Genomic DNA, 23066 nt, shown 5'->3' with positions numbered 1-23066 from the left:
TTTTTAAAAATTGTCTTCAGTTGCCTTAGGCAACGTTTGACCGTTCTTCCATAATAACTTTGCTTCTCCTGGTGTACCGTAATATACAGCATTATAGTTTTTAATGGACTGGTTAAATCCATAATTCATTATTTCATTCTCATCCTCTCTTAGTCTTTCCTTAATAAAGGTTCGATATATCGCAATATACAAATTACCATCTTCATCGATACTAGTTTTTATATTACCCCCACAATATCCGTCTAATGGTTCTAGCTTAAATGAAATCTGATTTTTTCCAATCATATATCCTGAAATTGAAACTTGGTCTTTGGGTACAATACTTCCTTGATAATCAAATAATGAATAGTAAATTCCAATAATGAAAGAAAATATTATAGCAGATGTAATTAATCCATTTATAAAAGCCTTAAATATAGATTTTTTATATTTGTTTATAAACCCTCCTAGAACTGTACTACTTTTTATATTTTCTTCTATTTCAGTGCAATTTATAGACGTTTCTGTCCGTAAATCTTTTAAAATTTGCGAACAATGAGCACACTCCCTGATATGATCTTCTATCATTTTACTACTTTCTTCTGAACAAACCTTATCAAAATATAAAGGTATTAAGTCTTCAATTATTTTACAAGATATCTTCATCATTATTTTCCTCCTTAAATTTATTTATTACAATCAACTTTGCTCTATGAAATGTAACTCTGGCCCAGCTTTCTGTTTTAGAAAATAATACGCCTATATCTTTATAAGATAATTCACTAAATACTCGAAGCGAAAATACTTCTTTATAAGGCTCTGATAAGCAATGCAATACTTTATGGAGCTCAAAAATACGTTCTTTTTGCAAATAAGTAACTTCAATCGACTCATCATAATTTTCTTGAATATCGTACATGTCAACCATTTTTGATTGCTTTTTTTTATATTTAAAGTATGTGTGCTTTGCAATTTGACATAACCAAACCTGTATTTTGCATTCACCTCTAAATTGTTCAAAATTTTGCATAGCTCTATAAAATGTATCTTGTGTTATTTCTTCAGCCATTTGTTCGTTATGACAAATGGATAACATAAACTTATATACATCTTTAAAATACATTTCATAAACTTCTTCAAATTTTAGATGAGCCATAATAAACCTCCTTTCACATATAAGAGTCCTATTTAGTTATTATGTTACATAATAACTAAACTTTTTAAGTATAACGGATTCATAAGAGAGCAGTTTCCTTGTAAACTCTAAAAACTAATGTAAAATATACTGATAGTTATTTAGGGCACTATTCTTCTGGTTTCTGTTCATACTTGTATTATAAAATGATATTAGGGCATGTCAAGAAAATCATTAAATAGTAATAAATGTGGCTATTCATTTAAACTCCATAACATTGGCTTATATACATATCATAAAATAAACCTTTCTCTTTCATCATTTCATCAAATGTACCATCTTCGGCAATATCCCTAGACATAGTTCTAGCCAAGGCTATTTTTTGCCACTGACCACCTGATATTTCTATACCCTATCTCATCCTAAATAACTGCCTAATTATTTATTGGATATTAAAAAACCAACTTTCTGATATATTTGAAAGTTGGTTTTTTATCTGGTTTCAAGAACATTAATCTATTCAGCTATGGCTTTATATCTATCATAAGCCTGGTTTTTTAACACTGCCATCTCTTCTACACCTAATTCATTAATTCTGCTTATAAAGGCATCAAACTCATCTATCGGTCTGGTACCAATAAAAAATTTAAGCAATTCTTCCTGAGCATACGTCTTAATAGAACTCATTTTAACATCATATATTTCTTTTTCTTCTTCCGTTAAAGTTAACTCGGGATTAATCGGGTAAAAATAATCCTTTTCTATATAGTCGAATAATTGCCTTTTTACATCTTCATTTGCACAGGAAGCCGCTTCATATTCAGGCATTTGTCTCATTCCAATCAATGCCTGGAGACCATTTCCCCGGATCCAATTAACCAAACCGCCCTCTGCATTTTTTACTGAATCCATATAATCAGGTTGGCCATCAACCATCTCGTAGCTTTCTCCCTCAATACCAAAGTTAAACAACAAAGCACCCTCATCGCTATATACATAATCAAACATCTTTATAATATCAACAGCGTTCACCGAAGAACTTGAAATTGCCCAACTTCCAATATTAACAATGGGAGCCTGCTGACTAAAAGTTTTTGGTGCCTGCCCCTCTTTAAGTACCGGAGGCGGAATAACCTGCCAATTTGTATTTGGATCGTTGGCTAATACCTCTGCATTCACATTTTGACCTGCGATATAACCCGTCCAGTAGCAGGTGGCCCCTGCTTTATTATTTAATATATGGTAATTGTTGGTATCCTCACGGGTTATAAATTCCGGATCAATGAGCCCTTCTTTATACCATTTTGCCATAGTTGCCAGAAATTCTTTGGTTTCAGGCTGAATAGGTGCAAATACTATTTTTCCATCCCTGATCATCCAAAAATCATTCCATTCATTCAGTTCAATACCCCAGGCATCAGCGAAATTCATGTAATAAGCCTCCCAGGCACGATCCAGAACCAGTGGAGTAACATCCCCAACTCCGTTGCCATTTAGATCATTCGTTTTAAAAGCTTTTAAAACATTATACCAGTCCTCTACCGTAACCGGTGCTTTTAGCCCTAATTTGTCCAACCAATCCTGACGGATGTTATAACCCATCGCTGTTCGAACAGCCGATAACATAGGAATCGCATATATCTTTCCGTCAGAAGCTACAGTCTCTGCCAATACATCTTTGTTATCTACCAAGTATTTTTTAATATTGGGAGCATACTGGTTAATTAAATCATCTAACGGCATAAATGCTCCTGACATTCCATAGGTATTAATATCACGTTTATCACCAGCCATGATATCCGGTAATTGCCCGGTGGATATGATTACATCAAATCGTTCCGCTGCTTGTGCACTGAACACGGATTCAATATCAAACTCCATATTACATTTTTCAGCTAAGGTTTTAAATGTCATGGTATCTTTTGTATAGATTTTATCAGGCAGACGGCTTGGTACATAAATTGATACTTTAACCGGTCTGTCCGATGTTTCTTTTCCCTCAGCGGGTGTTTGTTCAGTAACTGTTTCCTTGTTGTTTTCCACCTTACTTACACCGGTATCTTTGTCTTTAGCACATCCACCTAATAAACTGGCTGATAAAGTAAAAACCAATAAAACTCCTAATATTTTACGCATCTTAATATACATAATAACCTCCTCTTAACTTGCTTATTCTTTGATACCTCCAACCAGCGCACCACTTACAAAATACTTTTGAAAGAAAGGATATAGTACAATAATTGGAAGCGTTGTTATTATAATTGTGGCGAACTTAATTGTAACAGGTACACTCGCCTCACCCCGTGACAGCGCCGCTGCCATATCCTGGCCTAACTGACTGGAAATAATGATCCGCCGCAGCAGAACCTGAACCGGTACTCTTTTATCATCCGTCAGCAGAATACTTTCCCAAAAAAATGAATTCCATCGTGCTATAGCATAATACAGTCCTATTGCTGCCAATACCGGTTTTGATAAAGGTACAATAATTTTCTTAAGTATCTGCCAATCATTTGCACCCTCAAGTTTCGCCGATTCTTCCAGTGACATGGGAAGCCCCTGAAAATGAGTTCTCAAAATAATGATATACAAAGCATTAATCGCCGGATACAATAATATCCCCAACCTGGAATCCGTTAGTTTAAGTTCATGCATAACCAGAAAGAAAGGAATCATACCGCTCGTAAACCATAAAGTAAAAACAACAAACAGTCCCATTATACGTTTTGGTGCCCACCGCATTTTAGAGAGTGGATATGCAGCCAGTATAGTAAGCCCCAAACTTAATATTGTTCCGAATACTGTGTAGTATATCGTATTAAGATAAGCACTCCAAATGCCTTTGTATTGTACTACGACCTGATACGCTCTCAAGGTAAATTCTTTGGGCAGTAAAACCACCTCGTTTTTCATAACACTTGTTGATGAACTTATTGATGCAGACAGTAAATACAGAAACGGATATAATGTTACAATACACACAAAAATAACAATACCATAACATATCACCACAAATACGGTTTCACCAATATTTTTATTATGCTTCATAACAGACCTCTTTCCGATTCCTTACCATAAAGTTGTACCATCCAATTTTCTGGTTATCTTATTCGCAGTATATACCAATACAAATCCTACTACATTTTGAAAGATAGTTAATGCCTGTGTATAACCATACCGGTGATTTAAAATACCCTCCCTATAAACGTATGAATTAAAAACATCCGCTGTTTCATAAATCGCAGGATTATATATAAGTATGATGCGCTCATGTCCTACATTCAGAATGGATCCCAAACTGATTAACAGCATGATAACTATGGTTGGTACCAAACCCGGTAAGGTTATATAAAGCATTTTTTGAAACTTACCCGCACCATCAACCGTTGCCGCTTCATATTGTTCACTTGAAATACCTGCTAATGCTGCCATATAAACGATAGCGCTAAACCCTGTACCCTGCCATATTCCTGTACTTATAAATATAGTTCTGAAATATTTAGGAATCTGTAGAAATAAAATATTATCCATACCAAACTTATTCAAAACCATATTCACCAAACCGTCAGGAGACAGAAAATTAATTACCATGGACATTACCACAACCGATGATATAAAATAAGGTAAGTAACTGATTGTCTGGGTAACTTTTTTAAACCTCTTTCGTTGAATTTCATTAAAAGCAATGGCAAGTATAATAGGCAGCGGAAATCCAAAAATCAAACCATAAACATTCATCAGAAGTGTATTTTTTAACAATCTGAAAAAATACGGGTCTTTAAATACAGTTTCAAAATTCTGCCATCCGACCCAAGTACTATCTTTAATACCTTTAACAATGTCAAATTTCTGGAATGCTATAATCATCCACCCCATAGGCAAATAACAAAACACCATAAACCATATGAATACAGGCAGAAACATTAGATATAACCATTTGTTTGAATGCAGTTCCATCCTGCATTTCTTCAAAAACATTTTTTACCCCCATTCAACTTTTTTTGTAACGTTACACTTTAATATTAGCTGCCTGCTATTCCCATCACAATCATAAACATTCCATATTTTTATAATTTTTCCACATCTTTTAAAAAGGTACGAAAAAAACCGTTATATTCTTTCTACAATATGTAAAATATTCTACTTTTTATAGTAAGGCTATTTTATAGCATTTCTACGATACTGTACGGGTGTTATCGAATATTTTTCTTTAAATTTTTTTATGAAGTAATTAGTACTGCTAAAACCTACCTGCTTAATCAGCTGCTCCAGTGAAATATTAGATTCCGACAATAATTTCACGGCCTTTTTCAGCTTACAATCAGTTATAAATTGAGTAATATTTATCCCTTTTTCTTCCTTAAATATACGGCTGATATATTTAGGGCTCAAATAAACCTTCTCTGCAATATATTCCAGGGATAAATCCTCACATAAATGTTCCATAATAACCTTTTCAATCAATTCAACAACGGTTAAAGTTGGATTATTTTCTGTTTTGGATAACTCAGTAAATGTATTTTTAATCAATCGGATAAACCAAAAATAGAAATCTTCGCTGTTATACTGGTCATTAATCTCTTTAAATAGCTGTTCTTGCTCGCTTTTATTTTCTTTTCTGATATCTCTTAAGAAATAATTGTATAAAAATACATATTTAAGTATATAACCATTTAAATCCTCAATTGGTGCAGTAAGCATACTTGCTTCTTCTATAAAACACTTAAGTACCCTCTCTATCCGTTCCAAATCTCTCGTGACCAAAGCTTCACTGAATACTTCAAAATTAGGGTCGATCCCTTTACTGTGGTTGACAAGCTTATCCTCAATATCTTCCCAATCAACAAAATAGGTATGTGGCATAAAATAGATATAATCCAATATTTTTAATAATGTATTATAAGCCTTATTAGCGTCCATAAAATCAGAAAACTTACCACTTTGCAGGATAATCGGATCTACCGAGAAATTGATTTTCATATAATCGGTAAATTTTTTTCTTAGGATTTTTAATTGTTCTTTTCCCTCATCCTGGGTAGAAATAATAACGCAAATCTTGCCGTCAAATAAATCTGCTGATAAGCACCGTACAGTTCCACTGGCATAACCGTCAAAAAATTGTATCATGTTATAAGTAACTAAATTTCTTGTCAGTTCATCTGAGCGGTCATATATTTTGGGGTGAAGCCTAATCATAAGCAAATGATTATAATTCCAATTTTCCGTATATCCCAAAAATTGAAGCTTATCCTCAATATCGTTTTTATTTACATACTTTGAGGATAAAAGATTGATTATGAAATCATTTTTAATAATATTAATATTTTTTAATAAAGCTTCTTCCTTTATAATTGCCAAATCATATAATTCATCAATGGCCCTGTCAATGTAGTAATATTCACTTTCTTTTATTTTTTTATTAAGTTTTACTTTCTTTAATTTATCCATAATCAAATAGAAAGGTTTATATAAAGTTCTTGCAAAATAAAAAGACAGAATCAGCCCAATTACCATAACGATAATAGAAAAATATATACCCTTATTTTGTATTGATCTTGTTTCATTATAATAATCTTTTGCAGAATTCAGTTTTACGATTCTCCAGTCTTTTATTCCTATCGGCTGGACAGTGATGATGTAATCATCGATTTTACTGTCTTTCTGGTTCTCATTATTAGATAATGCTTTCAAGACAAACTCTTTATTGTTTTCCACTAAAGAGTTAAATGCGTTTTTCTCACCTTCCAACGTAATAATATCGCCATTAAGATTCATGATAGCAATTGAATCCAGGTCTCCTATTAAGAAGTCTTTTAAAAGATTTCTTATTATTTCCTGACGCACATTAATGATTACATATCCCTTAAATTTAGATTGCTCCTGAGTATATAGAGGATATCCGGCAGTAAAAGAAAATACGGGGATCTCTACACTATCCATTTTAATTATACGGCTTGACATCCAGCGTTTTTTATCCTGATATTTGGTTTCACATTCAAATATATCCAATGATTTTAAAAATGCTTCTGAATCTTTATTCGTATATCTGATACCACTCTGGGTCGATATCCATATATCATTAATTAATACATATAGTTCAATATTCTCAATATTAGGAACATTTTGAGCATCTATGACCTGTAAATATTTATCCAGTTCCGTTGCCCTGTAATAATCATTTTTCATGGGATAGTGCAAGAACTTCTGAATTCCTTTGTCTTTATTGCCTAAGCTGGTAATCTCCATTATCGTACGGTTTGGTTCTTCAAAAAGATATTCTTTAATCAGGTTCCCCAGGTGCTCCAGACGATATCTCTCCAAATTTTCTACCTTTTGATTATAATGAATGGAAAATTGTACGGTTAAAAACCCGCTTATTGATAGAACTACAATTACAACGATACCTGTAAAGGATATAATTAAACGATGAAATATGGTGTCAAACCGGTTCAGCCGGTTTAATAAATGTTTCATAGAGAACCTACTTTCTGTTATAATGAATAATAATTATTAAACGAAATAGATAGCGTAATTCAATGTTATCATTTTGTAGGAATGATTTCAAATGCAATATGTCAAATATACCCATTTCATACTCTGTTATATATCATTGGACCTTATACCTTATACAGCAGGACTTAATCTCTATTGCATAAAAGGGGGAAAGAGCTCCTTTCCAATATACCTCTTTCTCCCTTACAATTTGCAGTAACGTTTTTTGATTTCTGTAATCTCTAAATTATATAATATCTCAATCATTATACAGATATATTATTTTTACTCAATCACAAATTTTCCATATTCTTATAATTTTTCTCACTCGCTCGTATTCATTCAAAACACTAAATTGACCTATTGACGCTCGAATCATTAAATATCTTTAAACAGTAAAAATCGGCCAAAAGAGTTAACCTCTTTCCGGCCGATTTTCAAATAGTTTTGACAATGCATTACTTTTATATTAACTTAGGAGTTTATTCGTATATTCCCTGATTACTTTAACTGAATTCTTGAACTTAACTTTTTCAGCTTCAGTCAGATGTACTTCTACCACATCTTTTACTCCGCTTCGGTTTAAGATTACCGGTACTCCGCAGAATACATCATATTCACCGAATTCACCCTCTAGCAGGGTTGAAACAGGTATTATTTTGTTTTCATCATTTAAAATAGCCTTAATAATTCCCGCTGCTGTCGTTGCGATACCATAACAGGTAGTACCCTTTACTTCCAGGATATCAAATCCAACCCGTGTAATCCTTTTGACAATTTCTTCAAGATTAACTTTGTCAAATTCTTTGTTATCTTCCAGAATATCATAGATTCTCTTACCACCTACCGTAACATGGGACCAGGGACACATCTGACTGTCTCCATGCTCTCCCATGGTATAACCTTGAATACTTCTTGGATCTATATTGAATAACTCTCCAAGGAAATATTTCAGCCTTGCGGAATCCATTGCCGTACCTGTTCCGATCACCTGATTCTTTGGCAATCCGGATAATTTATAGACATAATGGGCGATTATATCGACCGGATTGGAAACCACAAGAAAATGTCCCCTAAAACCACTTTCCATAACCGGACCAACAATAGATTTAGCTATATTTGCTGATAATTCCAGCGTATCTAACCTTGTCTGACCCGGCTTAGGAGGCGCACCTGCAGTGATAACTACAATGTCCGCATCACCGCAGTCCTTATAATCTCCTTCGCTCACCTTAACATTCCGGTTCAAGTATTCTACGCAATGGCATAAATCCATTACTTCACCCCGGGCTTTATCTTTATTTATGTCAACCACCATCACCTCATCGCATACGCCCTGTGTTATCAAACTAAATGCTGTAGAAGAACCAACTAAACCCGCTCCGATAATTACTACTTTACTGCGATTAATAGTCATCATCCCCACCATACCTCTCTATATTATTATTTTATGATACTTCCGTACGATTTCTACCATTTTCTTTTGCGCGATACAAAAGTGTATCAGCACGATTTACAAAAGTCTTAGTTTCTTCAGAATGTAATTCCGTAAGCCCTATGCTGATTGTAACATTCAGGTTCTTTTTTGTAAATTTAAAATTTTGAATTCCTTTTCTTATATTTTCAGCTATTTGATATGCATCCTCTAATTTTATATCCGGCAGCACAACCATGAATTCTTCACCGCCGTATCGTCCAATAGAATCATAATCCCTGACATTTAATTGAATTAATTTGGATACTACATTTAAAACCCTGTCACCGATTTGATGTCCAAAAGTATCATTTACACGTTTAAAAAAATCGATATCTAACATCATCAGACACAAATTGGTCTTATAATCTAAGGCCTTGCCTATTTCCTGTTCCAATAATTCCATGATGAATTTATGGTTATACAGATTGGTCAGACCATCTCTTATGGATTGTTCCTGCAATAAGGAATTACTGATTCTTAATTCACTGTTAACTTTTTCAATCTCTTCTTTGCTTCTTTTTAGGGCATCCTGAACCTTTTTTCTTTCTGTGACATCTCTGGCAACAAAAACATAACCGAACGGCTCTGACGATTTATCACACAGCACCGTACCATTAACTTCAGCAACAATATAAGAACCATCTTTTTTAATGTACTTATATTCCACTGGACCTATGTCTTCCACTAATATCCGTTTCATATTTTCTCCGGCTATTTTCTTGTCACTTTCATCCAGAAAACAAATAACATTTTTAGGTACATCATCCGTTTGCAGATCATATCCTAATATCTGTTTGATACTTTTATTAATATAAGTAATATCTCCATTAATATCACAGACTAATACCAGATCAGGAATAGAATCCATTAATTTACTTAACATTTCTTCTGATTTAACGATATTTTGCTGTAATATTTTTTGCTCCGTTATATCGGCAAGACAGGAAAGCAGAACTTCCTTATCATTATAAACAGCGGGTACCATTGTGATTAGTCCTGTAAAAACCGAATTATCGCCCCGTTTAAATAATACTTCTTTATCTTTAACCTCATATCCTTTCGTTATATCCTCAATAAGTTGAAATCTATCCTGAGGATTTTTATAAAAACTATAGGCATCTTTACCTAACATATTGTCATAATCGATTTGGAACAAATTTTCTGCATTTTTATTAATGTATAATAGGGTATTATCATTTTTGTTCGTAACTACAATACCAAATGGTATGGTTTCCGTTACGGTTCGAAATAATTCTTCACTCTTTGTTAACTTTTCTGCAGTTTTTTTGTGATTATTTATTTCGTTTTTTAATTCTTCGATCATTCTGATATCCTGCCCGACTATTAAAAAACCTAATAATAAATTATTTCTTGATTCCCGTATTGGTGTAATAGAAATATTTAATAAAATAGGTTCCCCTTTTTTCGTATGTATGATAACCTGATTCAATTTTATGGTGTCCTTAATCTGATCGGATTTTTTAATTAGATTATTTATTTTTTCCTCCGGGATGATTTTTGTAATAGAGGTACTAATCAAGTCAATTAAGTCGTAATGAAGCAAACTAAGTACTTGTTTATTCGTCCTGATAATTTTTCCGTTCAAATCGATTAGAAAGGTCAGATCCAATATTTCATGAAATAACTCATTAACAATCAGGGCGTTGGAAACCATTAAAAAATTATAATTAACTACTGCATAATAAATCCCCCATAACATAATTAAGACAAATATCTGAGTTACATTAGGCAAATCAATATGAAGTATCCGCGGTAAAATAGTTTGTGTAAAAATGTCGATCAGAAATGGTATAACACCGGTAATTATAATAATTCTTGCCTGCTTCTTTTGTATTGATTTATTCGATTTTTTACCCCATTGATAGATTAATATGATACTTAGAATTACATAGCTGTTACTATAAATGGAATCTCCATAATTAAAAAAACGATACAAAAAATCTGAAGTACCGACTGTTGGTCCTAATAAATAAACTTCCATAAATATTAAGAAGAAAGCAGGAAACGAAATTAATACTTTGTATATCGTATTATCTAAAACCGGGTTGTTGGTTATTGATAAAACTAAAAATAAGACAAGCGTTGGGAAAGTACACCAGCCAATTGCAGACACTTTCATCCAAACGGAAAATACAAGATTACTTTCAGCCGTATAAGCAAAAGAGTAAGCAAAGGACCAAACGGAAAGGGATAAAGTTAAGAGCAAAAACAGGAAACCATCTCTTGATTTTTTATTTAATTTATAAGTATTAAATCCTACGAATAAATATATAACAGTTGCTAATGTTGATAGAAAGGATAATAATTGATTCATAATTTTCATTCCATCCTTAAGCCTTAGTAAATAACTGCAATTATCCAATTTTTATGTGATTTCACTATATCAGAAATATCGACAGGATTCAATCTTTAATTATAAATTTTACGTATACCAGGCTTATAAAGTTACCAATAAATTAACTGCTGTAAATATTCATAAAAAATTCATATTTACAGCAGCATAGGATTAATTTCTATTATTAATTCTTAAAATCTATATCATAATTTTTAATAGATAATTCATTATATATAATTATATACCCTAACTAATCATATATAACTAATCATTTATATCTATACATTTATATCTTTTTCACTACATCTAATTACAGATATCGAATCATTTGTATCATAATTTATTTATAATAATTTACACCGGATTCAAAGATATACTGGTTCTGTTCGCCATAAATATTTACTGCCACACCATGACCTCTTCTTTCGGAATGAGCCATTTTGCCAAGTACTCTGCCGTCAGGACTTGTAATTCCCTCAATTGCATAATAGCTGCTGTTAGGATTATAATCCTCATCCATAGCAGGATTTCCATCCATATCCACATACTGGGTAGCTACCTGGCCGTTTGCAAATAATTTCTTGATCCATTCCTCATTTGCAACAAATCTGCCCTCACCATGAGATGCAGGAATTGCATAAATACCGCCTAGTTCTGCCCCGGTAAGCCATGGGGATTTCTTGGATACCACTTTCGTATACACGGATTTTGAGATATGGCGGCCGATATTATTCGTTGTTAACGTGGGGGAATCTTCTCTTTGAGGAGTAATTTCACCATAAGGTACTAAACCTAATTTTATCAAAGCCTGAAAACCGTTACAGATACCTAATGCCAAACCATCCCTTTTCTTAAGCAGGTTATTGACAGCATCTTTAATCCTGTCATTACGGAATGCAGTAGCAATAAATTTACCGGAACCATCCGGTTCATCTCCGGCAGAGAAACCGCCTGAAAACATTAGAATCTGTGCCTCATTAATTCCTTTTTCAAACGCTTCTACGGATTCCCTGATATTCTCTGCATTTAGATTTTTAAATACAGTGGCAGTTACCTTGGCCCCAGCCAGTTCAAAAGCTTTTAAACTGTCATATTCGCAGTTGGTTCCTGGAAATATCGGGATGAACACTTTAGGTTTCGCTACTTTATTTTTTGCAATATAAACAGACTTTGCATCAAATAAATATGGATCTATCTTCTTATTCTTAATTTCAGGTTCTAACACAGAACGGGTCGGAAATACTTTCTCTAAAGTAGCCGTCCAATAAGATAAAGCTTCATCTATGGTTATTTCCGTATCATCCACAATAAATTTAGGCTGGGCTATTACTTCACCTATTCGTTGATATGATAAATTAATTCTGTCCAGTTTAGTCAGATCTTCTTCCTTAAGCTCTGCAAGTATGGAGCCGTAAGCGGGAGCAAATAAGTCTTTCTTATCTAACCCTTGTTCTAACCGGATGCCCAGTTTATTACCAAATGCCATCTTACTTACAGCTTCCGTTATACCATGTCCGCCCAATGCATAAGCAGAAACTAATACATTCTCCTTGGCGATTGTCTGAATCTTATCGTAGAGTTTTTTAATCTGTTCATAAACCGGCAGATCATATGCATCTTTTTCTATATCAAATTTAACAAGTACATTGCCAGGTGTTTTCAGTTCCGGTGTAATAACATCGTGAATAGTTGCTACATTAACTGCAAAGGAAACTAATGTGGGCGGTACATCAATATCATTAAAAGTACCGGACATACTGTCTTTACCGCCGATGGATGGCAGCCCTAATTTCATCTGCGCATCAAAAGCGCCTAAAAGGGCAGTCAAAGGTTCTCCCCAGCGTTTTGCATCGTTTCCGAGTCTTCTGAAATATTCCTGGAAGGTGAAACGAATTTTCTTATAATCACCGCCTGCCGCAACTATTTTAGCAACGGAAGAAATAATTGCATAAACGGCTCCATGGTAAGGGCTCCAGCTTGAGAGATAAGGATCAAAACCATAACTCATCATGGTCACGGTATCACAGTTGCCTTTTAATACCGGTAATTTAGCAATCATAGTTTGAATCGGGGTTAACTGATATTTACCGCCATAGGGCATGGTTACGGTAGCTGCTCCGATAGAACTGTCAAACATCTCTACCAGACCCTTTTTCGAGCATACATTTAAATCTCTTAAGGTTTGCAGCCATTTATCTTTTATATCAATATTACTGTAATCTTCTTTATTAAAATAATTTTCTTCAGTTCTCGGCAGAGTTATCAGAGCTTCCGCTTCCTGGTGAGCTCCGTTGGTATCAAGAAAAGCTCTTGAAATATTTACAATTTCCTGATTTCTCCATAACATTACCAGCCTCGGCTCTTTGGTAACTTCTGCAACTACCACTGCTTCCAGATTCTCTTCTTCTGCATAGGTAAGCATACCGTCTACATCTTTTTTATCTACAACCACAGCCATTCTTTCCTGTGATTCTGAAATTGCAAGTTCAGTTCCGTCAAGTCCCGCATATTTTTTCGGAACTTTATCCAAATAGATATGAAGACCTTCCGCTAATTCACCAATGGCTACCGACACACCGCCCGCACCAAAGTCATTACATTTTTTAATTAATCTGCTTACTTCTTCCCTGCGGAATAAACGCTGTAACTTTCTTTCCGTAGGCGCATTTCCTTTCTGCACTTCAGCTCCACAGGTTTCAATCGATTCGGTAGTATGAACTTTGGATGAACCGGTTGCTCCGCCACAGCCGTCCCTTCCTGTTCTTCCCCCCAATAAAATAATAATATCGCCCGGGTCGGAATTCTCCCTGATTACATTCTTACGGGGAGCAGCTCCCATAACAGCACCTATTTCCATTCTTTTAGCAACATAATTCGGATGATAAACTTCATCCACCAAACCTGTTGCAAGCCCGATCTGGTTACCGTAAGAACTATAACCGTTAGCTGCACCGGTTACTATTTTTCTCTGCGGCAGTTTACCTTTTAAGGTATCTTTCAGAGATACCGTAGGGTCAGCCGCACCGGTTACACGCATAGCCTGATAGACATATCCTCTTCCGGACAGGGGATCCCTGATCGCTCCTCCAAGGCAAGTTGCAGCGCCGCCAAAAGGCTCGATTTCCGTAGGATGATTATGGGTCTCATTTTTAAAGAATACCAGCCATTCTTCCGTTTTACCGTCAATTTCCACCGGTACAACAATAGAGCAGGCATTAATCTCATCGGAAACCTCCATATCCTCTAATTTGCCGTCCGCTTTTAATTTCTTCATGGCCATTAATGCAATATCCATTAATGAGATATATTTATCGCTTTTATATAAGGCTTCCCTGCCTTTATATAAAACTTCACGGTCTGAAAGATAGTTTTCATAAGCTTTATATATGGGTTCTTTATAGAATCCATCTTCAAACTGTATATTCTTTAACTCCGTTAAAAAGGTGGTATGTCTGCAATGATCCGACCAATAGGTATCTAACACACGGATTTCGGTTTTGGATGGATCACGTTTTTCCTCTTTGGCGAAATAATTCTGGATATGAAGAAAATCCTGAAAAGTCATTGCAAGGTTAAGGGATTGATATAACTCTTGTAATTTATTTTCCGGCATAGAAATAAACCCGTCAAAAATTAGTACATCTGCAGGTTCTTCAAATATTGTTTCCAATGTTACCGGTTTTTCCTCATCGGTCTCCTTGGAATCAACCGGGTTGATGCAATAAGCTTTTATTTTATTAAAATCTTCCTCACTGATATCTCCGGATAAAACGTAAGTTGTAGCAGAGCGGATAATGGGATCTTCCTCTTCATTTAACAATTTTACACACTGCTCCGCAGAGTCTGCCCTCTGGTCAAACTGTCCGGGTAAATACATAACAGTAAAGCTTCTATCTTTCTCCTCTTTATGAAAAGACTCCTCGTATAACATATCAACAGGCGGTTCGGAAAAAACAGTTCCTAAAGCTTTCCTGTAAGTTTCATCACTGACATTCTCTATATCATAACGGATTAAAACCCTTACTTGTTTTAAGTTACTCATACCAAGATAGCTTTTTATTTCATCGAATAATTCTTTTGCCCTTACAGCATAGGGGTTTTTCTTCTCTACATAGATTCGCTTTACGCTGCTCATAGTTATTATCCTTTCCATACATCATTCATCACATAAGTTTCTGCAACTATTATAGCATAATACCTTTTATAAAAGAAATTAATATATATAAACCTTTTAATAAGCAGTGCTAATACAAAGTGTTGATTTTTAGTTACTGTTCACAGACAATAAACGCGACGTGATTTTTGTGAGTGTGCGTGGCGAAAGTCACAGAAAACCGGAGAATTGCAGCGCCAAAACGCTGTCTTCGTCTTTTGTGTGCATCGCAAAGCGTGTTATTGTTCGCAAAACTGCTGCTTTTTGCAGGGGGAGTGAACAGTAACGGTTTTTATGTACAGTTTGGCTTACTTTGCCATTCTCCATCTATACAAATGACAGTCTTTGAGGTAGAATAATATAAGGTAAGTAATCTGTGCGGTATCCTGGGAGGTGGTGTCCTGTGAAAATAACTTATATTCATCATAGCGGTTTTTGTGCAGAGACAGAAACTGCAGTTATGCTTTTTGATTATTATAAAGGAATGATCCCTTTATTTGATAAGAAAAAACATATTTTTGTTTTTTCCAGTCATAAACATCAGGACCATTTTAATTTTGAAATTTTTGAACTGGCTAAAATCTATCCTGAAATTACTTTCATCTTATCCAGTGATATACGTATGAATAAATCTTATATGGATCGAAAGAATATTCCGGAAAGTATACGGCCTAATATTCATTATATCAACAAGAATGTAATTGAAACTTATCCAATAAATAGCAACACCGAAGACGGGTACCCTGATTTATCCCCGGATGATAAATCTTCCAGTCTTCTGGTAGAGACATTGACTTCTACGGATGAGGGAGTTGCCTTTATCGTTACCATTAACGGCAAGGTAATTTATCATGCCGGGGATTTAAACTGGTGGTCCTGGGAGGGTGAAACGAAAGAGGAATATGCAGACATGACCGACCGTTTTCAAAAAGAAATATTCAAAATAAAAGGCCGTTTTTTTGATGCAGCATTTCTTCCTCTTGATCCAAGACAGGAAGACCGTTTCTGGTGGGGTTTTGATTATTTTATGAAATCAACCGAAACCGTACATGCTTTTCCTATGCATTTTTGGAAAGATTATACTATTATTTCTAAACTTAAAAATATGGAAATTTCCAAGGAATATTTTAATCGGATTGTGGATATAAAAGAAGAAGGCCAGATTTTTTTAATATAACCGTATATAACTTATTATGTTTAAAACGCAGATATTATTCTGTCTTGAAAACTGAATATTGAGTGAGACACAAAAAAATAAAAGCGCCGAAACGGAGGAACGAATTATGAAATTTAAATTTGCACATAATAACCTGAATGTAATCAATCTGGATGATTCTATTAAATTTTATCAAGATGCATTAGGTCTTAAGGTAACCAGAAAAATAGAGCCTGAGGACGGCAGTTTTATCATTGTTTTTTTAGGAGATAATGAAACCTCCCACCTCCTGGAATTAACCTGGCTTAGTGATTGGGACCATCCATATGATCTTGGGGATAATGAATTTCATCTGGCATTTGTTGTAGATGATTTTGATGCCGCCTACAAAAAGCACAAAGAAATGAACTGCATCTGTTATGAAAATACAGCTATGGGCATTTATTTTATAAGTGACCCGGATGGCTATTGGTTAGAGATAATACCAACCAGATAGCATAGAAAGGAGACTCAACATGGATATAAATTATGAATTATATAAAGTGTTTTATTATGTAGCAAAAACCCTGAGCTTCTCAGAGGCTGCCGCATCACTTTTTATATCTCAGTCCGCAGTGAGTCAGTCAATCAAAGTATTAGAAACTAATTTAAGCCAGACTCTCTTTATTCGCAGCACAAAAAAAGTTACGCTTACAAAAGAGGGAGAACTCTTATTTAAACACATAGAACCTGCGATTAATTTAATCAGCCGGGGTGAAAACCAGCTTTTAGAAGCTGCTGCTTTAGGTGAAAGTCAGTTGCGTCTGGGAGCCAGTGATACCATATGCAGATATTTTCTTGTCCCTTTTTTAGAAGATTTTCATCGCAGGTATCCGGATATTCACATAAAAGTAACCAATGGTACTTCCTTTCAATGTGCTAAAATGCTAGAGGCTAATGAAGTTGATATTATTGTTACCAACTCTCCAAACTCAGCTTTGGTTAACAGTATGTATATTGAACCAATTTTGGAATTTCAGGATGTTTTTATCGGCAATTCCGATTTCTTTCCAATTAAGGAAGAATCCTATTTCCTGGAAGAATTATTGCAGTATCCAATCCTGATGTTAACAAAACACTCAACTACCAGTGAATTTCTTCACAATTTATTTTTACAGCATTCTCTTGATTTAGTACCTGCCATAGAACTCAGCAGCAACGATTTATTAATTGATTTAGCAAAGATAGGTCTTGGTATTGCTTTTATTCCGGATTTCTGTTTAAAAGACCAATCCAAACTGGTAACCATGAAAGTAAGTGAAAACCTGCCCACCAGAAAATTAGTAGCAGCCTATAATAGTAATATTCCTTTATCTTCTGCTGCCAAATATTTTATCGAACAGTTGACACAACAATAAATGGATTTTATACAAATATATACACCCCAAGCATTTTTATAATTATATATAAAAATATTTGGGGTGTAGGTGAAAAGAGGTCAGTTTAATAAATGGTTTGGTCACTCCGGCTGGATTACTAAAAACACAGGGCATCTTTGTTTAATTCCCTTTACTGCTTAAAGGGTTGCTTCTTTCTTCAAAAAAATCATTATTATCAGGATTACATTCATTTTGAGGGTAATATCCCGCTCTTGGAACAATGGCTGATACATCACTTAAATTGTTTTTGTTATTTTTAGATTTTATTTGTTCTTTTACTAAATTGGTACCTGTAGTCGTTATTTTAATTCCCGGAGTTTTATCTTCTTGTTCCATCTTATCAATCCTTTATAAAAAATAGTAATAAGTTACTCTACTAGTATTCCCTGTTTATTAAATTATATGTATGGATGTTAAGGAATTACTTTCTTGACTTGTAACTATTTATTTCAACAAAAAATTCATATATTTTTATGCATTTATCATGTTTTATTCGACTCTTTATTATACTATAATAGAAGTAAAATTGGTAATCTGCCAGCTTCTACAAATCGCAAAAGTATTTTGCTAATACAAGGAGAAAATCATGAAAAAAAGAGCATTTGGTAAAACCGGTTTACAAACATCAATTTTAGGATTTGGAGGTTTTCATTTATTAGAAATACCCGTTACAGAAGCAGAATATCTATTAAATAAATATCTGGATGCAGGCGGTAATTATATAGAAACTGCAGCCAGTTATGGTGACGGAGAATCCGAACGAAAAATCGGGTACAGTGTTTCCCATAGACGCAAAGATTACATACTGGCTACTAAAACCGGGGAGAGAACGAAAGATAAATGTCTGGAATCTCTGGAAAGAAGTCTGAAAAACCTTCGTACGGACCATGTTGATCTTTTTATAATGCATGCTGTAGGAACTATGGCGGAGTTAGATACCATCCTTGGTCCTGGCGGTGCTTTAGAGGGCGCCCGTAAGGCAAAAGAAGAGGGTAAAATAAATCATATTGGTATCTCCATGCATGGGCAGCCGGACGTCTTAATCCGAGCCTTGAAGGAATATCCTTTTGATGCAGTTATGACAACCATTAACTATTATGACCATTTTAATTATCCTGAAATTCAGAATGAACTATTACCATTAGCTCATGAGAAAGAAACGGCAATTATATTAATGAAACCGATCGCAGACGGTTTATTATGGCGTTCTGCCGCAAATGGTTTCCGCTATGCTCTTAATCAGCCTGTTTCTGTGGTTGTTACAGGTATTAATAACCGTGAAATGCTTGAGACTGATTTAAAATATGTTCAGGATTTTAAACCTATGTCACAGGAAGAAATAGAAAAACTTTATCTGGATGCTCCAGAATTAGGTAATTATGTATGCCGACAATGTAATAAATGTTTGCCCTGCCCGGAAGGTCTCCCGATTCCTGAAATTTTTAAATGTGAAGGATATTTCGACCGGCAAATGGGTGATGGAATCGTAACCAACGCTTCCGATTTCGCATTGAAAGAAAGACTTCGCTTCTGGTTCGGTAATAAAGAACAGGCAAAACTGGCTTATTCTAAAATTGAAGTGAAAGCGAACTGCTGCACGAAATGCGGTATCTGTATGCCAAAATGTCCATATGGAATTGACATCATCCGTAAATTATCCATTGTGGACTATAAACTGGAAAATCGTGATATATATTAATTAATAATATGCTAAGAACTTCTGCTAAAACAGCCGCAATAATTTACTAAAGCGGCTGTTTATCCAGTATTTAATACGGTATCTTATTATGCCTGTGACTGATATACCATTGTTAAAGTTGTACTTGCTCCTGCCGTTGCAGATTTACTTGCAATTCTTACATAATTTGCAAATCTGTTCGGACCTAATACTTTGGTTTCTGATCCTGCAATTATAAATTCTGTACTATCATCGACCCAAAGAGTACCATCTGGGCTTACCTGTACTTTTACAGTTGCTGAATTTGTTCCTGTATTATTAACAAAGAAGCTGTATTGCCGTTGAAGAGATATATCTCTTTGAGTTGAACCTGCATAATCATCTGCGGTTGTTACATTCTCACTCTGATTTGTAAAGCTCATTCCTATAGTAACCTGAAGAGCTCCATTTGCATCCGTTTTTAAAATACGGTTGGTGGTTCCATCATTACCATAAACAGCGATATTATCCTGTGTATTGGTTAAATTTCTTATATCAAAATCCGAACCAACGACTTCGACTGATGTTCCGGTTTCTGTAGTAATATACAACCGGCCGTTAGAGTCAAGTCTTAGCACCCTTGCATTTGTTCCATCATAGCCATATTGTATCGTCTTCAAGCTTTCCGGCGAATCCTGATATACAGCAATTCCTGACATGAAATCAACTCCTATTTTAATTTTTGGCAATAATATGAGGTTCAAAAAGAATCATAAAATTCCATACAAAATTGAATACTCTATAGGTAATTAATATGATTTTTTGATCCCTCTAATATAATATGAGTATGTCGTGTTTTTGTGACGCAAAGTCCTATATTATTACATATTTCGACATTTCTATTTTCAAATTATCCTACTGTATAAACAACGAAAGCTTTCCTTACATTATATCAATTTTTTTGCAGGAACACATATTCTTTTCTATAATCTTATCCTCCTGACTAATTTCTCCGATTAAGATATCTGCCCTTGGATTATGTTTCAGACAGTTATTTGCCACTGCAGGATAGCTATAATTAGCGTAACAATAAATACAGCCGTTTTGACAAGTATTATAAGCCCCAATATCAGTACTTTGAATGCACCCGCAACCCGCTCGCTGATTAGTATCTGCTTTTACTTCCAGACTGCAGCCGTTTATTTCTTCAATAATGGCTTTATCTATACAGCTGGCTTGTCTTACTCCGTAAGCTGATAAATCAACCCTCTCACAACAGGCACGAAGTTCTATTCCATAACTCTTGCCAATCTTAGCAAACCCGGATGCTAACTTAATCATTTCCTCTATTGTTATTTCTCTTAACAAATTATTTTTAACAGCTTTACCAAGTTTACTATAAATATCTACAAAACTGATATTGCAGATTCCGGTAAAACCACTGAGTTTACTGCATAAATACTGAAAATGTTCCAGGTGAAATTCTATCGTTAAATCCTTATTCAAAATAATGGGATCATACCTCCATAAAACTTTATTTTTACCTTTTTTTTCAGATAGTTTTATAAAAGTGTCGATTATTTCTTCTTTCTTGCGTAAAAATGATTCTATCTCCTGATTATACGGTGTTAATGTAAATTGAAAATAATATTGATATCCTAAATTATCGATAACCGGTAATTTATCCAGTATATTTTTAGGATCTTTCGTCCAGAAAACGATACAGTCAACTACATCCGGAGAGAGTATTATTTTACTAACCTGAGAGTGATTCATGGGATTCCTGGTTAATACATATCCCTCTTTTAACCGGTTCATAAACCACTCAGAATAAAATGCAGGTATATCGGTCCTGCGTGATGCACTTATTATCATAATGTTCTCCAGTTACATGTTTTATTATTTATATAGTAGTTGTGAGTCAGTTGTAATTTATATTAGCTTGATAATATCAAAATTAGCATTAATAATGGTCCATAATTGCTGATTATAGACCATTATATTCCATACTCCGCTTCCATTTAGTGCATAATCTTCAATCAATTTATTAAGTGTCTCTATACTTCTGGCATCAATAAACCAAACAATATGTTGTACCTGATAGGCAAAACCTAATTCATTATAATAGAAATACGGTGTTTGTGATTCATCATCAAAATCTATTACTGCACCAACATCATAGGCTAAATCCAAGACAGAATTTATTGTAAGTGAATTTGCATAAGATTCTTTCGGTATATATGGCAGCCTCCAATCATAACCAAGAATCAATTTTCCAACAATAATTTTATCAGGAGATACTTTAGATGTAACATAGTTTATCAATGCTGTTAAATAAGTAATGTTACTTATAGGAGCTGGGGGGTTATAATTCGTACCCCATACAAATTTTAAAAAAATCAATTGATCAACAAAATTACTTAAATCTGAATAATTCACCTCTTTAATTATTATTGTATCATCCTCTTTCTTCTCATCATAGTTAATTGTAATAAAGAATAAATAATTTTCCTGCTGTAAACGACTTGATATTCTTTGTACAAAATTAATATAAAGTGTTTGATTATTTTCGTTTAAAAAATATAAAATTAAATTTATGCCATGATAACCTTTATTTTTCATTATATTAATAAATTCATTAATCGTATTCTCCTGATATTCTGCATTCAACAAGATATTATATGCAGTCTCAATATCAGGTTTTCCTTGAGGTGATAAGGTAGTTAACACTAAAAGCGGAATAACTTCATAATCTATTAGTGTCTTAATTAGATCTGATTCATCATAATATGCTATCATTTCCCCTTTTTCCGTGGTTGTGTAATTAAAAACAGATAGATAAGTTAGATTTGGTAAAGTTTTAATCAGAGTTTCTTTTCTTAGAAATGGATATGCAAAACCATTTGTTGTTATACTTCTGGTCGTATTATAACTAATTATTAACGATTCACCTTGATACAGATATTCTCTATCGGAAAGACTGGGATTATTTCTTAGAAGCTGCATAAGTGACACATTATACGAATCTGCAATGCTTTGTAAAGTGTCCCCATTCTGCACTATATATGACTGCTTCGGAAATGTTATCACTATAGCTTGCCCATTAATTAAGTTATAAGGATATTGCAAGTCATTATCTTGTATTATTTTTTCAACCGTGACCCCATATTTATCTGAAATTGAATATATATTATCACCTTGCTGAACTACATAAATTTCCATTAACATCCTCATAATTATCAT

The 23066-nt window shown here is 34.2% G+C and carries 17 protein-coding genes; 4 read left to right on the top strand and 13 right to left on the bottom strand.

Annotated features, from left to right (window positions below; all coding sequences use genetic code 11):
* Positions 1-3: 3 nt before the first annotated feature.
* The 9 genes from RBU59_RS25580 to RBU59_RS25540 form a co-directional block, all read right to left on the bottom strand.
* Positions 4-648: a zf-HC2 domain-containing protein gene (locus tag RBU59_RS25580; protein ID WP_308145301.1), complete on the bottom strand. Its 645-nt coding sequence runs from the start codon at positions 646-648 to the stop codon at positions 4-6.
* Positions 629-1135 carry an RNA polymerase sigma factor gene (locus tag RBU59_RS25575; RefSeq protein ID WP_308145300.1) on the bottom strand — a complete coding sequence of 169 codons (507 nt, stop codon included), beginning with the start codon at positions 1133-1135 and terminating at the stop codon, positions 629-631. Before RBU59_RS25575 ends, RBU59_RS25580 begins: the two co-directional genes overlap by 20 nt.
* A gap of 495 nt (positions 1136-1630) precedes the next feature.
* Entirely contained in the window at positions 1631-3262 is a 1632-nt protein-coding gene (locus RBU59_RS25570; protein WP_308145299.1) for an extracellular solute-binding protein, read from the bottom strand.
* 21 nt (positions 3263-3283) lie between these two features.
* Complete coding sequence (locus RBU59_RS25565) at positions 3284-4162, bottom strand: carbohydrate ABC transporter permease (protein WP_308145298.1); 879 nt, start codon at positions 4160-4162, stop codon at positions 3284-3286.
* Between the two features lie 21 nt (positions 4163-4183).
* Positions 4184-5092, bottom strand: a complete 909-nt coding sequence (locus RBU59_RS25560) for an ABC transporter permease (RefSeq protein WP_308145297.1) — start codon at positions 5090-5092, stop codon at positions 4184-4186.
* Positions 5093-5272: 180 nt separating this feature from the next.
* The gene (locus tag RBU59_RS25555) at positions 5273-7588 is read right to left on the bottom strand and encodes an AraC family transcriptional regulator (RefSeq protein WP_308145296.1); all 2316 of its coding nucleotides are present in this window, start codon (positions 7586-7588) and stop codon (positions 5273-5275) included.
* A gap of 487 nt (positions 7589-8075) precedes the next feature.
* On the bottom strand, positions 8076-9026 hold the full coding sequence (locus RBU59_RS25550; protein ID WP_330698410.1) for an L-lactate dehydrogenase: 951 nt from the start codon (positions 9024-9026) through the stop codon (positions 8076-8078).
* 28 nt (positions 9027-9054) lie between these two features.
* Entirely contained in the window at positions 9055-11418 is a 2364-nt protein-coding gene (locus RBU59_RS25545; RefSeq protein ID WP_308145295.1) for a diguanylate cyclase, read from the bottom strand.
* Between the two features lie 361 nt (positions 11419-11779).
* Complete coding sequence (locus RBU59_RS25540) at positions 11780-15574, bottom strand: phosphoribosylformylglycinamidine synthase (RefSeq protein WP_308145294.1); 3795 nt, start codon at positions 15572-15574, stop codon at positions 11780-11782.
* A 421-nt stretch (positions 15575-15995) separates the two neighbouring features.
* Between RBU59_RS25540 and RBU59_RS25535 the strand changes: the two genes are divergently transcribed.
* The 3 genes from RBU59_RS25535 (at position 15996) to RBU59_RS25525 (ending at position 18145) form a co-directional block, all read left to right on the top strand.
* The gene (locus RBU59_RS25535; protein ID WP_308145293.1) at positions 15996-16769 is read left to right on the top strand and encodes an MBL fold metallo-hydrolase; all 774 of its coding nucleotides are present in this window, start codon (positions 15996-15998) and stop codon (positions 16767-16769) included.
* 106 nt (positions 16770-16875) lie between these two features.
* Positions 16876-17244 carry a VOC family protein gene (locus RBU59_RS25530; RefSeq protein ID WP_308145292.1) on the top strand — a complete coding sequence of 123 codons (369 nt, stop codon included), beginning with the start codon at positions 16876-16878 and terminating at the stop codon, positions 17242-17244.
* Between the two features lie 19 nt (positions 17245-17263).
* Entirely contained in the window at positions 17264-18145 is an 882-nt protein-coding gene (locus tag RBU59_RS25525; RefSeq protein ID WP_308145291.1) for a LysR family transcriptional regulator, read from the top strand.
* A gap of 141 nt (positions 18146-18286) precedes the next feature.
* Here the strand turns inward: RBU59_RS25525 and RBU59_RS25520 are convergent, their stop codons facing one another.
* On the bottom strand, positions 18287-18502 hold the full coding sequence (locus tag RBU59_RS25520; protein WP_308145290.1) for a hypothetical protein: 216 nt from the start codon (positions 18500-18502) through the stop codon (positions 18287-18289).
* A gap of 250 nt (positions 18503-18752) precedes the next feature.
* On the opposite strand from RBU59_RS25520, the gene RBU59_RS25515 reads away from it, so the two are divergent.
* Positions 18753-19865: an aldo/keto reductase gene (locus RBU59_RS25515; protein WP_308145289.1), complete on the top strand. Its 1113-nt coding sequence runs from the start codon at positions 18753-18755 to the stop codon at positions 19863-19865.
* An 86-nt stretch (positions 19866-19951) separates the two neighbouring features.
* Here RBU59_RS25515 and RBU59_RS25510 read toward each other — a convergent pair whose 3' ends face one another.
* From RBU59_RS25510 to RBU59_RS25500, 3 genes are all read right to left on the bottom strand, one after another.
* Positions 19952-20542: a DUF6385 domain-containing protein gene (locus RBU59_RS25510; RefSeq protein WP_308145288.1), complete on the bottom strand. Its 591-nt coding sequence runs from the start codon at positions 20540-20542 to the stop codon at positions 19952-19954.
* A gap of 223 nt (positions 20543-20765) precedes the next feature.
* The gene (locus RBU59_RS25505; RefSeq protein WP_308145287.1) at positions 20766-21698 is read right to left on the bottom strand and encodes a DUF1848 domain-containing protein; all 933 of its coding nucleotides are present in this window, start codon (positions 21696-21698) and stop codon (positions 20766-20768) included.
* A gap of 57 nt (positions 21699-21755) precedes the next feature.
* Positions 21756-23045 (bottom strand): LysM peptidoglycan-binding domain-containing protein, encoded by a 1290-nt coding sequence (locus RBU59_RS25500; protein WP_308145286.1) that lies wholly within the window; start codon positions 23043-23045, stop codon positions 21756-21758.
* Positions 23046-23066 lie beyond the last annotated feature (21 nt).

Source organism: Anaerocolumna sp. MB42-C2 (assembly GCF_030913705.1).
Lineage (GTDB): Bacteria > Bacillota > Clostridia > Lachnospirales > Lachnospiraceae > Anaerocolumna.
The sequence above is the reverse complement of the archived record's forward strand: the minus strand, read 5'-3'. Positions and strand labels throughout refer to the sequence as shown.